General features: G+C 27.5%; 14 protein-coding genes. 6 read left to right on the forward strand and 8 right to left on the reverse strand.

The features are described from left to right. Positions 1-15: 15 nt before the first annotated feature. Positions 16-1,251, forward strand: a complete 1,236-nt coding sequence (locus MKD34_RS13695; RefSeq protein ID WP_240222038.1) for a M20 family metallo-hydrolase — start codon at positions 16-18, stop codon at positions 1,249-1,251. A 30-nt stretch (positions 1,252-1,281) separates the two neighbouring features. Here MKD34_RS13695 and MKD34_RS13700 read toward each other — a convergent pair whose 3' ends face one another. Then, positions 1,282-2,439 carry a M20 family metallopeptidase gene (locus tag MKD34_RS13700; RefSeq protein WP_240222040.1) on the reverse strand — a complete coding sequence of 386 codons (1,158 nt, stop codon included), beginning with the start codon at positions 2,437-2,439 and terminating at the stop codon, positions 1,282-1,284. A gap of 12 nt (positions 2,440-2,451) precedes the next feature. Then, entirely contained in the window at positions 2,452-3,624 is a 1,173-nt protein-coding gene (locus MKD34_RS13705; RefSeq protein WP_240222043.1) for a hypothetical protein, read from the reverse strand. 245 nt (positions 3,625-3,869) lie between these two features. Here MKD34_RS13705 and MKD34_RS13710 point away from each other — a divergent pair, with 245 nt between their 5' ends. After that, positions 3,870-4,565 carry a polysaccharide deacetylase family protein gene (locus MKD34_RS13710; RefSeq protein WP_240222054.1) on the forward strand — a complete coding sequence of 232 codons (696 nt, stop codon included), beginning with the start codon at positions 3,870-3,872 and terminating at the stop codon, positions 4,563-4,565. A 37-nt stretch (positions 4,566-4,602) separates the two neighbouring features. On the opposite strand, the gene MKD34_RS13715 is transcribed toward MKD34_RS13710, so the two are convergent. Beyond that, a complete protein-coding gene (locus MKD34_RS13715; protein WP_240222056.1) occupies positions 4,603-4,809 on the reverse strand; it encodes a hypothetical protein in 207 nt (68 codons plus the stop codon). 172 nt (positions 4,810-4,981) lie between these two features. Then, a complete protein-coding gene (locus MKD34_RS13720; RefSeq protein ID WP_240222059.1) occupies positions 4,982-5,230 on the reverse strand; it encodes a hypothetical protein in 249 nt (82 codons plus the stop codon). A 242-nt stretch (positions 5,231-5,472) separates the two neighbouring features. Between MKD34_RS13720 and MKD34_RS13725 the strand changes: the two genes are divergently transcribed. After that, positions 5,473-6,381 (forward strand): GGDEF domain-containing protein, encoded by a 909-nt coding sequence (locus MKD34_RS13725; protein ID WP_240222061.1) that lies wholly within the window; start codon positions 5,473-5,475, stop codon positions 6,379-6,381. Between the two features lie 73 nt (positions 6,382-6,454). Then, positions 6,455-7,693, forward strand: coding sequence for a DEAD/DEAH box helicase (locus MKD34_RS13730; RefSeq protein ID WP_240222063.1), 1,239 nt, complete (start codon positions 6,455-6,457; stop codon positions 7,691-7,693). Between the two features lie 278 nt (positions 7,694-7,971). Here the strand turns inward: MKD34_RS13730 and MKD34_RS13735 are convergent, their stop codons facing one another. Further along, positions 7,972-8,568 carry a LysE family translocator gene (locus MKD34_RS13735; RefSeq protein ID WP_240222072.1) on the reverse strand — a complete coding sequence of 199 codons (597 nt, stop codon included), beginning with the start codon at positions 8,566-8,568 and terminating at the stop codon, positions 7,972-7,974. 172 nt (positions 8,569-8,740) lie between these two features. On the opposite strand from MKD34_RS13735, the gene MKD34_RS13740 reads away from it, so the two are divergent. After that, positions 8,741-9,277: a helix-turn-helix domain-containing protein gene (locus tag MKD34_RS13740; RefSeq protein WP_240222074.1), complete on the forward strand. Its 537-nt coding sequence runs from the start codon at positions 8,741-8,743 to the stop codon at positions 9,275-9,277. 13 nt (positions 9,278-9,290) lie between these two features. Continuing rightward, positions 9,291-9,932: a class I SAM-dependent methyltransferase gene (locus MKD34_RS13745; protein ID WP_240222076.1), complete on the forward strand. Its 642-nt coding sequence runs from the start codon at positions 9,291-9,293 to the stop codon at positions 9,930-9,932. A 20-nt stretch (positions 9,933-9,952) separates the two neighbouring features. Here MKD34_RS13745 and MKD34_RS13750 read toward each other — a convergent pair whose 3' ends face one another. The 3 genes from MKD34_RS13750 to oxc are packed head-to-tail and all read right to left on the reverse strand — an operon-like array spanning position 9,953 to position 13,877. Continuing rightward, entirely contained in the window at positions 9,953-11,074 is a 1,122-nt protein-coding gene (locus tag MKD34_RS13750) for a FomA family porin-like outer membrane protein (RefSeq protein ID WP_240222078.1), read from the reverse strand. Positions 11,075-11,118: 44 nt separating this feature from the next. Beyond that, positions 11,119-12,144 carry an AEC family transporter gene (locus tag MKD34_RS13755; RefSeq protein WP_240222081.1) on the reverse strand — a complete coding sequence of 342 codons (1,026 nt, stop codon included), beginning with the start codon at positions 12,142-12,144 and terminating at the stop codon, positions 11,119-11,121. Positions 12,145-12,173: 29 nt separating this feature from the next. Further along, entirely contained in the window at positions 12,174-13,877 is a 1,704-nt protein-coding gene (oxc, locus tag MKD34_RS13760; RefSeq protein ID WP_240222083.1) for an oxalyl-CoA decarboxylase, read from the reverse strand. Positions 13,878-13,909 lie beyond the last annotated feature (32 nt).

Here is a 13,909-nt window from a genome sequence, read left to right on the forward strand (position 1 = left end):
TTTGGAGGACGAGTTTTGAAAATTAATATTAAACGAATTATGAGTGACTTAGAAATTTTAAATACATTTAACAACACTCCTAAAAATGGTTGTAGCAGATATTCTTTTACTATTGAAGATAAAAGAGCAAAGGAATACTTGATAGGTGAAATGAAAGCTGCTGGTATGGAAGTTTGGTTTGATGGTATTGGAAACTTACATGGACTTTTAAAAGGAAATGGAGATAATAAAAAGATTGTATTAAGTGGCTCACATATAGATACTGTTGCAAATGGAGGAAAATATGATGGGAACCTCGGAGTAATTGGTGCTCTTGAAGTTGCTAGAATACTTTCTAAGAATGAAGTGAAAATCTATAATGATTATCAAGTTTCAATTTTTGTTGAAGAAGAAGGGCCTCATTTTAGTACTAATTTAATAGGAAGCAAAGCTTTTTGTAAAAATTTTTCTACAGCTCATAGCAAGAAAATTAAAGATTCGGATGGAAAGTCAATGTATGAAATTATGAAAGCAGTAGAATATAATCCAGAGGATATAGATAAGATTTCATTTGATTCTAATAAGTTTAAGGCTATGATTGAACTTCATATAGAACAAGGAAGAGTATTAGATTTAGAAAATAAATCTCTTGGAGTAGTTAAAGGTATTGTAGGATTAAAGTGGTTTAAGATAATAATAAAAGGTGAGTCTAATCATGCAGGGGCTACACCTATGAAGTACAGATTAGATCCTGTAGTAGAAGGATGTAAGTTAATCTCAGAAATACCAAATATTGTAAAATCTATGGATGATAGTTCAATAGTAGCAACTGTTGGAAAAATAAATATATTTCCGAATCAAACTAATATAATTGCTAAATTTATAGAGTTCACAATAGATTTAAGAGGAATCGATGAGGAAAATTTATTAACTGTAATAGATGTAATAGGTAGCCAATTAGATGAATTAAAAGAAAAAGGTTTCTATTGTGAAATTGAACAAATAGCTGAAGCAAAGGGAGTAAAATCTAATTCAGATATTTTAGATATAATAGAAAATACTATAAAAATAAGAAAGTATAATTATACAAAGCTCTATAGTGGAGCTAATCACGATACAAGTATTTTAGGACAACATATCCCATCAGCGATGATATTTGTACCAAGTGTTGATGGAAGAAGTCATTGTAAAGAAGAATTAACTAAAGAAAGAGATATAGAAGCTGGTTGCCAAATATTATTTGATACAATTGTTGAGTTACTGAAAAAATAAAACACACGGATCATTCCGTGTGTTTTTATTTTAACTTAAAAAATCTAAAGTATATTGAGCATATAAAGCTGTACCAATTTCTAGAGAATCTTCATCTATTGCAAATTTTTCATGATGATGAGGATAATTAGCATCTTTAGCTGGATTTCCAGCTCCAACAAAAGCTAAAACTCCGGGTACTTTCTCCAAGAAATAGCAAAAATCTTCTCCACCAGTAATTTTTTCCATTTTTATAATTCCATCTCTTCCAAGAATAGTTTCAACAGATTTTAAAGCTATCTTTGAGCAATTTTCATCATTTATACAAGGTGCAGTTCCATATGTATAATTAACTTGACCAGAAGCTCTATACGTATCACAAGTTCCCTTTGTAACTCTTTCTAATATTGATTTAAAATTATTTCTAATTTCAGGATTAAAAGCACGAGTTGTTCCTTTTAAAATAGCTTGATTTGCAATAACATTAAATCTTGTTCCAGAATGAAAAGAACCGACAGTTACAACACTAGATTCTAACGGACTAATCTCTCTACTTACAATTGATTGTAAATTCATAATTAAAGCTGAACCAACAACAACGGCATCAATAGTTTGATGTGGGAGCGATCCATGCCCACCTTTACCGTTTACAACAATTTCAAATATATCTGCTGATGCCATTCTAGGACCAGCTTCTACAGAAACTTTACCACAAGGAAGATCACTCCATAAATGAATTGCAAAACATCCATCTGCATTATCAATAGGTTCCTCTTCAAGCATTTTTAAAGCACCTTGCGCAATTTCTTCTGCAGGTTGGAAAAAAAGTCGAACTTCGCCAGCTAAAGTATCTTTTATTTCATTTAATACTTTAGCAGCTCCTAAAAGCATTGCAGAATGTCCATCGTGGCCACACGCATGCATCAAACCGTTATTTACAGAACAATATTCTACACCAGTACACTCTTGAACTTGTAAGGCATCCATATCTGCTCTTAAAATAATTTTTTTACCTTTTTTACCTTTATTTATAAATCCAACTACGCCAGTACCTGCAATTACTTTAAATGGAATCCCCATTTTTGTTAATTCTTCTTGAATTCTCTTAGATGTTCTAAATTCTTGAAAACTTGGTTCAGGATATTTATGAAACTCCCTTCTCATGTTAATAATATAATTTTTATTTTGTTCTACAAGTTTTTTAATCATTTTCTATCCTCCTTATAGTAATTTTACAAATATTCCAGCTATAATAACAGAAACAATAGTTACAGAAACAAATCCTCCAACTAACATTTTTGGTAACATAGCATCAATTAAAAATTGTTTTTCTTCTTCTGTTTCTCCTAAAGATTTAGCTGCTTCAACTGTTAAAGCATAATTTGCAGGAAATCCATATAAAGCATTTAAAGATATGGCACAAGCCATTGGAGAAGATTCTTTTAAAATTTTACCAACGACAAATGAAAATATTAACATTCCAACTACACCAAATCCAATAATACCTATGAAAGGAATCAAAAGAGTTTGAAGCATTTCAGGAGTAGCTTTAGATAATCCTCCAAATATAAAAGCCATTAGACCAGTCATATAAAATCCAAAAGTTCCAGATACATTTAAAGGTTTTCTTTCAATAAAGCCACTTTCAGCACCAATTACTCCAACAAATAAACAGATAACATATCTAGAAACAACTTCATTAATTGCTTCTGTAAATAAAATTGCACCTCCAACTAAAAGAGCAAGCTTTAAAAGAACAATATAAGTTGTTTGATATTCTTTCGGTAAAGGTGGAATTAATCGCTTTGTCTCCTCTTCTTCAATCTCTTTTTTATCAAGATTAATAGCTTCCCCTTTTCTAAATTTTTTCAAAAGACTTGTTCCTTCTAATCTTAGAACAAAAGCTGTTAAAGGATAACCAATAAATCCTTGCATAACATACATAACAACAGCTAAAACAGCAAGCTCAGGCAATCCTTTAGCAGTTGCGGCCTCGGACATAATAATTGAAGCAACAACACCTCCGCTAAGTGGCGGGGTTGCAATAACTAACATTTCCCAAGGAAAAAATAGTTTTCCTAAAACTAAAGTTCCAAAACAAATTCCCAATATTCCAAAAATAGCTATTGAAAATGACTTCCATTGTCTAATAAGTTCTTTTAAACTTAACATAGTTCCTAAATGTGTAACAAGAAAAAGCATAGAACTTATAATAATTGGAGTTACGAATCCAGCTATTTCAAGAATATTTTCTGGAAATATTGTCCAATAACCAATTAAAAAAACAATAGCGGTAATAAAAACAGATGGAACAATAGCCTTAGTTTTAATAGAAATTATTTCTCCGATAGCTAGAGCTCCCAAAACACAAATAATAGCTGTAATTAAACTCATAAAAAATCCCCTCCAAATAGTACCAAATAAAAAATATTATTGTTATAAATTTTTGTTATTATACACTGGTATTATTAATTAAATAAAATATAAAAAATATATAGTTATGATATGTTTGAAATAAAAAATATATTATTAAATTTCAAGCTGTATTTAAAATAAAAGGAAGGTAAGTATTTTCAACGAATAGATAAAACAAAGTATGTCTTTTTATTTTAAAATTTTTTTAAGCTTTGGAGGTAATCATGAAAAAAAAAAATAAGTTATTTTCATTAATGATAATATTTTTTATTATTTTTAGTAATGGATTTGCAAAAGAAAAAATATATTCTCAAGGAAATAGTAAAATCAAAAAGATAGCTTTAACTTTTGATGATGGACCGAATGATACTTCTCTTCCGAAAGTTTTAGATTTATTAAAAGAAGAAGAGATAAAAGCATCCTTTTTTTTCATAGGTAAAAATATTTTAGATAGAAAATTAGAAGTTGAAAGAGTTTATAAGGAAGGACATTTAGTTTTAAATCATAGTTATACGCATTCAAATTTTGATAAGGCATCTCAAGAACTTATAATATCTGAAATAGAAAAAACAAATAATACAATTAATGATATTATAGGTATGACTCCAAAGTTATATAGACCACCATACGGTATAATTACAGAAAATGTAAAAAAGGCTGTTAAAAATTTAGATATGAATATAGTGCTTTGGAATGTAGATGGAGAGGATTGGAATGCAAAGAGATCATTAGATTATGTAGTAAATACTCAAGAAAAAGAAACAAAAAATGGAAGTATTATTCTTATGCATACACAACCAGATAAAGATACATCATATGAAGCTTTGAAAAAATTAATTCCATATTATAGAAGCAAAGGATATGAATTTGTCAAACTTGATGAATTGTTAAATATAGAGCCATATAAAAGTTTAAAATAAAAAAGGATAAAATTCTAAATGAATTTTATCCTTTTTTTTATTGCATACTTGAAGTCATTAAAAATGTCATTGAAAGAAACCAAATAATCATACCAATAACTAGCATAACTAAAGAAGCAATTAAAAAATTTTTTAAATTTTGATTAGTTTTATCAGAAACTAGCCATTTAATCCACATAATTATATTTACAATGGGAATCATCATAATTATTTGAATTATAATCCAGTCTTTGACAGTCAACACTTTTTCGTTATCTTTTATATCCATTTTCAAGAGAGATATTTTGATAAATATTCTCTCACCCACCTCCATAATATATAGTTTATATTAAAATTATACAGTTAAACATAGTTATTTCCTTTAAGTTTATAAAAAAATAAGCATCAAGAGAAAATCTTGATGCTCGATTTTATAATTAGTTAGCAACTGTTTCAACTATTTCTTCAGTTGATACAATTTCAGAGTTTGGAATTATAACATCTCCACTTGTTTCTTCGATTACATCTGCTACAACAGATTGTTCAATAGCTTCAATAGCACTATTAGTAGGCACTTTTTCAATAACAGTAGTCTGTTCAACTATAACTTCTTGTGGAGCAACCTCTTCTTTTCCACACGCTGTAAAAATTGTTAGTATTGCTAAAGATAATAAAATTTTTTTCATTTAGAACTCCTTTTGTTGTTAAATTTACGACATATTGTACAACTATTTTAAGAGATTGTATATTTGAAATTTTAGATCAAAAGTTTTGGTATAATTTTTCAACTTTATAATATGTTCAATTGTTTACAATCATAACAAATAAAAATTAGTTTGATTTTTAATAGAACAAAAGTTATACTACTAATAATAAGATTAAAAAATTTGGACATAAAAGTTTAATCAAAATAATTAGGGGGATACAAATGTTAGAGGGACTACAATTAATTTTAAATACTTTATCAACAGGAGTCGTTGTATTAAATAATAAGGCTGAAGTTAAATTTTTAAATAAGTATATGATGAGTATAATGAAAAAAAAGCATTTAAAAAATCAACAATTAGGTGAACTTTTTGGAAATTTATTTACTTGTATTCATACAGAAGACAGTAATCAAAGATGTGGGGAAACCGAAAACTGTCCCGAATGTCCATTAAGAAAATCTTTAGGAGAAGTCTCTAAAGCTTCTCAAATTGTTGTTTTTGAAAAGGAATTCTACTTATCAGAAGAGCAACAAAAATTAAAAAAATTTTTTGGAATTAGTGTGAAACCTGTAATTGATTCAGACGAAGGTGAGGTATTAATTGAAGTATTTCCAATAAAGCATGATAAAGTTAGTGAATTTTATTTATATTATCAAAATATAGATGAAGTAAATAAAAAAGTATACAGAGATGTTTTAACAGGTTTATATAATAGAAATTTTTATGAAGAAAAAATTTCTAAAATTTATAATAATATGGAACATCTTAGTGTAATTTTACTAGATATAGATAATTTCAAAAGTTTAAATGATACAAAAGGTCATATTGAAGGTGATAAAATACTAAAAGCTCTTTCTAAAATAATAAAAGAGACTATTAATTCCGAAAGTTATGCAATAAGAATGGGTGGAGATGAGTTTTTAATTTTAGTAAAAAAAACAAAAGAAGAAGCATTAAATTTAGCTAAAATAATTTTATCAGAATTTGAGGCTTTTAATAAAAGTATAAGTATAGGAGTTGCTGAAAAAAAGATAGAACTAAAAACAATAAATGATTTATATAAAAAAGCAGATATGGCTCTATATACAGCTAAAAAAAATGGTAAAGGAACAATAGTGACAAATTATTAATTAATTTATATTATTTTCTTCAAAATAATGTTATAATAACAGATACACAAAAAATATTATAAATGGAGAAAATATGAAATTTAAAGAATTTAATTTTAAAACAGAAATAATGGCACAAATAGATGCTGTTGGATATAAAGAACCTACACCTATACAAGCTCAAGCTATTCCTGTTATTATGGAAGGTAATGATATTCTTGGATTAGCAAAAACTGGAACAGGAAAAACTGCTGCATTTGTTTTACCTATTTTGGAAAAAATAGCAACAACAAAAGGAAAAGGAAGAGGAGTCAGAGCTCTTATTATTGCACCGACTAGAGAACTTGCAGAACAAATTAATAATACAGTTTTACAATTAGGAAAACAAATTGGAATAAAAAGTTTAACTGTTTATGGTGGAACATCAGCAAAAAAACAGATAGAAGGTTTGAAAACAGGTGTGGATATTGTTGTAGGATGTCCCGGAAGAATATTAGACCATATTAACCAAGGAAATTTAGGGTTAACAAGACTTGAATTTTTGGTATTAGATGAAGCTGACCACATGTTAGACATGGGATTTTTAAAAGATATTGAAAAAATTGTAAAACATACTCCTAAAAAAAAGCAAACTCTTTTCTTCTCAGCAACAATGCCAAAAGAAATTAAAACTTTAGCATTTAAAGTTTTAGAAAAGGGACATAAAACAATTGAAGTAGAATACAAAGATCCTGTTAAATTGATTGAGCATGAATTATATCACATAGATCACGATGATAAAAAATCAAAACTTATAGAATTACTTGATGATTCGAGTATAGAATCTGTTATTGTTTTTACAAATGGAAAACACAAAGCTAGACATCTTAGTAAAACATTAGAAATTAAAGGATTAAAAGCTGTAAATTTTCAAGGTAATTTATCACAAAATCAAAGAGATGCTGCTTTATCTGGTTTTAGAGAAGGAAAATATAATATACTTGTAGCTACTGATATTGCTGCTAGAGGCTTAGATATACCTCAAGTTACTCATGTTATAAACTTTGATTTACCTAAAACGGCTGAAGCATTTACTCATAGAAGTGGAAGAACAGGAAGAGCTAATAAAAATGGTATAGTAATTTCTTTTTCGTCATTAGATGATAAAAAGATTTTAACAGAAATTTTAAAATTAAATAAGATAGAATTTGCTAAAGTTCATGGAAATGAGAAAGATTTATCTAAAAAGCCTATAAAAAAATATAATGAAAAACCTACCAATACTCAAAATAAACCTAAATCTAATAGATTTAAAAAATCTTCAAATAAACAACAAAGTGCAAAAAAATCTTAATAAAAAAATCTTTCTATTTATTTAGAAAGATTTTTTTTTATAAATCATCTCGTATTATATGTATAATACGAGATGATTTGTAATGAATTTACTAAAGTTTTTTAATAAATTATAAAATATACATAAAAAAAAGAGATTTGAATTAACTAAATACGAGATTATATAAATAAAAAAAGGAATCCAGTAGATTAAATTCATAGGATTCACTTTATTATTTCTTAAAATTATTTTTGAAAAATAATTATTTATTATAATTTGTAATTTATAGTAAAAATCAATTATATACTTAATATTAATACAGAACCCATAGTTAAATATACTCCACTTGAAATATAAGTCATATATTTTTGGAAATTCCCTTTTATATTTTTTATAAAATGAGAAACAAAACTAGCCAAACAAATAAACCAGATAATTTCAACTATTAAATATGCAGTTCCTAATAATAAAGCTTCTTTTGCATAATTATTAGTATTTATTACAAATTGAGGAATAAAAGTTACAAAAAATAATAGTATTTTAGGATTTGCTAAATTAGTAATAACTCCTCTTATATAACAATCATTTTTTAATACTAGTGAAGCATTTGAACTTTCATTATTTTGTTTACTTTTTAAAGTAACAATTCCAATATATACTAAATAAAGACCACCAACAATTTTTATAAGGCTTAACATATTTGGAAATATATATATAATTGAAGAAAGTCCAATAGCAGCAAGAATATTGTAAATCATACCTCCTGTCATTATACCTAAAGCTGATAAAATTCCCTCTTTTCTTCCTAAAGAAGCTGAGTTATTCAATACATAAATTGTTGCTATTCCAGGTGTTGCTGCAATAATTAAAGATGATAATAAAAAACTTAGTAGCATATTTTAGTCCTTTCTATATGAATTTGTCTGTAAAATTAATATTACAAAGAGATATTAACATAAAAAAATGTTTTTTTCAACAAAATAATGAATATTTTATTCATTATTTTGAATTTTTGTACTAAAGTAATTTTTATGATATAATTAATAAAAAATAAATAGGAGTTGACTAGTGGAAATATCTGAAAAAATTAAAAATCTAAGAAAAGATCGAGGGTTATCTATAAAAGAACTTTCTGAAAAAACAGGTCTCTCTGTTGGATTTATTAGTAATTTAGAAAGAAATATTAATAGTCCATCTATTGCTAATCTTCAACTAATATGTAAAGTTTTAGATATTAGTTTGATTGATCTTTTAAAAGAAGATAAAGAATCCGTTACAACGTTAAAAGCAGAAGATCGAAAATTATTATTTACTTCCAATAAAGAAGGAACTAAGTACTATAATTTAATACCTGATAATTCAGAAATTAATGGAAGTTATGTTATTATCAATCCTAAATGTACATCTGAAAATGTACGATGGAGTCATTCGCACGATGAAATTGGAATAGTTATTAAAGGTGAATTAGAAATAAATCTTTCAAATAGAAAAATTTATAAATTAAAAGAAGGAGATTCTATCTATATAAAGAAAAATACACCTCATAAATATAGAAATCCAGGAAATATTCCTGCAGTTACTCATTGGTTCTCTATAAAAAAATAAAAAGGAGAATAATTTGAAATCAGATAAATCTATAAAATACAAAGAAAATACAATTAAATTTTTTAATCAAATGGCTCATAAAAGTCATGGAGATTCTTTTAAGCACTATAATAATGTTTTAAAATGGCTTAAAGAACTATCCATAAATGAGAAATATACCCTTTTAGATTTAGGAACGGGGAAAGGAGATCTTTTAGTAAAAATTCTAAATAATATCTCTATTAAAAATAAATCTTGGAATTTAATTGGCTTAGATATATCGCCAGAGATGATAAAAAAAGCTCTTGAAAAAAAACTCCCTGTTAACTTAAACGTTGGAGATAGTGAATCATTACCTTATAAAAATTTATCAATTGATATTATAACATGTATTAATTCTTTTCATCATTATTCTAATCCTGAAAAATCAATATATGAAATAAATCGAGTTTTAAAATCAGAAGGAATACTTATTTTAGGAGAAATTTGGTTACCACCTATATTTAGAAATTTGATAAATCTATTTCTTCCTTATATGAAAACTGGAGATTATAAAATTTACTCTTGTAAAGATATTATAAAATTATTTTCTCAACAAGGTATTATTTTAGTGGAAAAAAAATACGTTTTTCCTAGTAATTATACATATTTATTAAAAAAAGCTGAAGTAAAATAAACCTACTTCAGCTTTTAATTTTAAAATCTATAAGTAATTCCAACTCCTCCTTGAGGTTGAAGTTTCCAATCTTTTTGCGAAGAACCCCAAACTTGATTTGAATACTTGACTTGCACAAATAAATCCATTGTTAAATCTTCAGAATGATTATATATTATTTTTAATTGAGGTAAAACAAAAGCATTAAACATATTAGAGTAACTTTTATCACTATCTAATTTTGTTGGCCATAACCAACCATACCCATGATTTATTATCCAAAATGTTGGCTTCCAATTCTTTTCACTACTACTTGTAAATATATACGGATCAAAACCTGTAGCAAAATTAAATTGAAGATTTGTTCTTTTATTAAATTGATAAATATTTTTAGAATATTCAAGCCAAGAAACAATTGCAAAGTAATTCATCTCCTCTTTTTTATCAATTTTAAAATCACCATTATACCATTCCTTAGATAAGTATCCGTTAAATTGAAATTTAAAATCTTCATAAATTTTAAATTGTGTTAATAAATTAAGTGCTGCATGATTCATATGACCGTTAGGATTAGATTTTACAAATGACCCATAATAATATAATGGTTGTATTGCAAATTGCAATACTTCAAAATTTTCACTCTTTGGAAAATATTTATAAAAATCTAAAGATGAACTTATCCAAGTCCAATATTTATCATCAGAATCTTTAAAAAAATTTGTTTGTCTAGCTCCTATTTGAGTTCTCCAAATAGCTTTAGTATCAAAAAAGTTTTTATGAATATATTCAAAATAGCCCTTAGGTACACTAAAATTATGATTAGCTTTATTACTATCTTTTTTATATTCACCACTATAGATATTCATTAATCTATTCCATTCAAAAAATAATGACCATTGGGGTGTGAATGTATAATCTAAGTAAAGCATAGGATGAGCTGTCGCAGTTTTATACTTACCGGAATTTCCATAAATTGTAAATATACTTCCAACTTCTCCATAAGGAGTAAATGAATTTTCTAAAAAATTTGTTTCTTGTTTTATTCTCTTATCATAAGAAGTTTGTATACTATTTCCAATCTCTGTATTTTTGAGTTCTGCAAAAGCTTTATTACATAAAATTGAAGTTAAAAGAAAAGAAAATATCAAATATCGTTTCTTCATAAATTACTCTCCTCATCTTTAGTTAGACTATTTATTTTAGAAGTCTAAAAATTCCATGTTGATACCATTCTTGTTATCCATATCCAGAACGGTGCAGCAACCATAAATAAAAGTACACTTACAGCTAATGAGGATGTACCTGTACGTACATAAACTTGATAACGGCTACTTATAATAATCCCAGAAAATGCAGGTGGTAAAGCTCCTGAAAGTACAAGCATTTGAAGGTGTATTGGATCTAATTTTACAAGTAATCCAACTATTAATAAAAGTCCAGGCATTAATATTAGCTTAATGAATGTATTATAAATAATTTCTAAATCAAATTCAAATTTTAATCCTGATAATGTTAATCCAGCTGCAAATACAGCAACTCCAGAGTTAGCTTTTGATATTAATTCAAAGTTAGGATCTAAAATAGGAGGAAATTCTATTCCAAGTAAAACAATTATCACGGCCAGTATAGGAGCCCAAGCTACTGGTTGTGTTAATGCACTTATAACTGGATTTTTTTCTAATTTTTGCATCTCTTGCTCAAACTCGTCAATCTCTTTTTTTATGCCAGTTTCAGTGCTTAAGTCTTTAATTAGTTGGTTTTGAACTTTTGCTCCACCAGGATTTAAAAGAGATAGTCCTATTGGAATTGTAATTGCATTAACCACTATTGAAACTATAGCTACAACAAGTCCAGTATTAGCTGTAGCACCAAATATAGGATCTAAAACAGCAAATCCCAAAAATCCAATTGTTGGTGATCCTGCAATTAATGCACAGACAGCTGCTTCACCCTTTGTATGTTTAAAAAATTTATAACAACTAAAGAATGACCACATAAAAACACCTACAATAACAAAAGTACTTACTAAAGTTAGTTTTATATCTTCAAATAACATATGTCTATCTGCTTTTACAATTGATACAAACAAAGCTGCAGGTAGAGCATAATTTAGAACCAATTTATTAAAACTTCTAGCATTATCTTGATTAAAAGCTTTTGTTTTTCCAGCATAAAATCCTAAAAGCATAATTACAAAAATTGGAACTATATCTTTCATAATAATATCCCACATATTATCAGCTCCTTTTAATTTTTAATTTTCTAATTTTTTATTGCAGTTTTAGGATTTAAAGAGGTAATATGACCACTTTCAGTTCCTGTTTTTGGATCTATTTTACAATTAATTAAAGTTGGCTTTAATGACTCTATACCTTTTGTAATTGCATTTTTTAACTCCTCTTGAGTTTCTACATTATATGGAGTTCCTCCAAAAGCTTCAATTAACTTATCGTATCGTGCTGTTGCCATAAGAGTTGTTGGAGATGGATCTGTTCCTCTACCTAAATTTTCATGGTCTCCACGATAAATTCCACCATTATTGAATACTACTATTGTTATAGGAAGTTTATATCTACAAATTGTTTCAATTTCCATTCCACTGAATCCAAAAGCACTATCTCCTTCAATGGCTAAAATTGGTTTGTTGCTAGTTATGGCTGCTCCAATTGCAAACCCCATTCCTACTCCCATTACTCCCCAAGTTCCACAATCTAAACGTCTACGAGGATAGTACATATTTATAACATTTCTTGTATCATCTAGAGTATTAGCTCCTTCATTTACAAGATAAATATCTTTATGAGAATCTACAACTTCCTTAACAATTTTTAAAGCATTATAGTAGTTTAAAGGCATAGTTATTGCATTTAATTTTGTTGCCATCTTATCTATATTAATTTCTTTATCTTTTTCAATATTTTCAATCCAAGAAGAATCTACTTTTATAGATATTTTTTCCAATCCATTTACTAATAATTCCATACTTGATTCAATATCTCCTACCACTGGAGCTTCTATCGGACGATTGCTATCTATTTCTTTAGGATCGATTTCTAATTGAATAAAACGAACGTCTGGATTCCAATGTTTTCCTTTTCCATGACCTAAAAGCCAATTTAATCTAGCACCTATAAGCATAACTATATCCGCATTTTCTAAAACAAATGAACGAGCTGCTGCTGCACATTGTGGATGATTATCTGGAAGCAACCCTTTTGCCATTGACATTGGTAAAAATGGAATTCCAGTTTCCTCTAAAAATTTTTTTATTAATTCGTCTGCTTGAGAATAGGCAGCTCCTTTTCCTAAAAGAACTAAAGGTTTTTTTGCATTTGAAAGTAAATTTAATGCCTTAATTATAGAATCAGAACTAGGTATAGACTTTGGAGCTGGATTTTCTACTTTAAATAAAGTTTTTTCTGCCTCTACTTTATCAATGACACTTCCTAATAACTCTGTAGTTACATCTAAATAAACTCCTCCTGGTCTTCCTGAAGTTGCAGCTCGAATAGCTCTAGCTAATCCTATTGCTATATCTTCTGGTTTATTTATCCTATAGGCTGCTTTAGCAAAAGGTTTTGCAATATTCATTTGGTCTAACTCTTCATAGTCTCCTTGCTGCAAATCTATAATAGCTCTATCACTAGAACCACTTATTTGAATCATTGGAAAACCATTAACTGTTGCATTTGCAAGAGCAGTTAAACCATTTAAAAATCCTGGAGCTGAAACAGTTAAACATATCCCTGGTTTTTTTGTTAAATATCCACTTATAGCTGCTGCGTTTCCAGCTGATTGTTCATGTCTAAATCCTATATATCTAATTCCTTCTTCTTGAGCATGTCTTGCTAAATCTGTTATAGGAATTCCTACAACTCCATAAATAGTATCAACTCCATTTTTTTTCAAAGCTTCTACCATTACATGCATTCCATCTGTTAAGTTATCATTTTGAACACTAGACATAGTAACCTCCTAAATATATTTATGTCTTTGTA

This window comes from Cetobacterium somerae, assembly GCF_022430525.1.
Classification (GTDB): Bacteria; Fusobacteriota; Fusobacteriia; order Fusobacteriales; family Fusobacteriaceae; genus Cetobacterium_A.

What these genes read in the sequence shown, in the direction of transcription:
- MKD34_RS13755 (WP_240222081.1), bottom strand. Translation starts at nt 12,144, where the DNA reads ATGTGGGATATTATTATGAAAGATATAGTTCCAATTTTTGTAATTATG.
- MKD34_RS13710 (WP_240222054.1), top strand. Translation starts at nt 3,870, where the DNA reads ATGAAAAAAAAAAATAAGTTATTTTCATTAATGATAATATTTTTTATT.
- MKD34_RS13730 (WP_240222063.1), top strand. Translation starts at nt 6,455, where the DNA reads ATGAAATTTAAAGAATTTAATTTTAAAACAGAAATAATGGCACAAATA.
- MKD34_RS13725 (WP_240222061.1), top strand. Translation starts at nt 5,473, where the DNA reads ATGTTAGAGGGACTACAATTAATTTTAAATACTTTATCAACAGGAGTC.
- MKD34_RS13705 (WP_240222043.1), bottom strand. Translation starts at nt 3,624, where the DNA reads ATGAGTTTAATTACAGCTATTATTTGTGTTTTGGGAGCTCTAGCTATC.
- MKD34_RS13700 (WP_240222040.1), bottom strand. Translation starts at nt 2,439, where the DNA reads ATGATTAAAAAACTTGTAGAACAAAATAAAAATTATATTATTAACATG.
- oxc (WP_240222083.1), bottom strand. Translation starts at nt 13,877, where the DNA reads ATGTCTAGTGTTCAAAATGATAACTTAACAGATGGAATGCATGTAATG.
- MKD34_RS13750 (WP_240222078.1), bottom strand. Translation starts at nt 11,074, where the DNA reads ATGAAGAAACGATATTTGATATTTTCTTTTCTTTTAACTTCAATTTTA.
- MKD34_RS13720 (WP_240222059.1), bottom strand. Translation starts at nt 5,230, where the DNA reads ATGAAAAAAATTTTATTATCTTTAGCAATACTAACAATTTTTACAGCG.
- MKD34_RS13735 (WP_240222072.1), bottom strand. Translation starts at nt 8,568, where the DNA reads ATGCTACTAAGTTTTTTATTATCATCTTTAATTATTGCAGCAACACCT.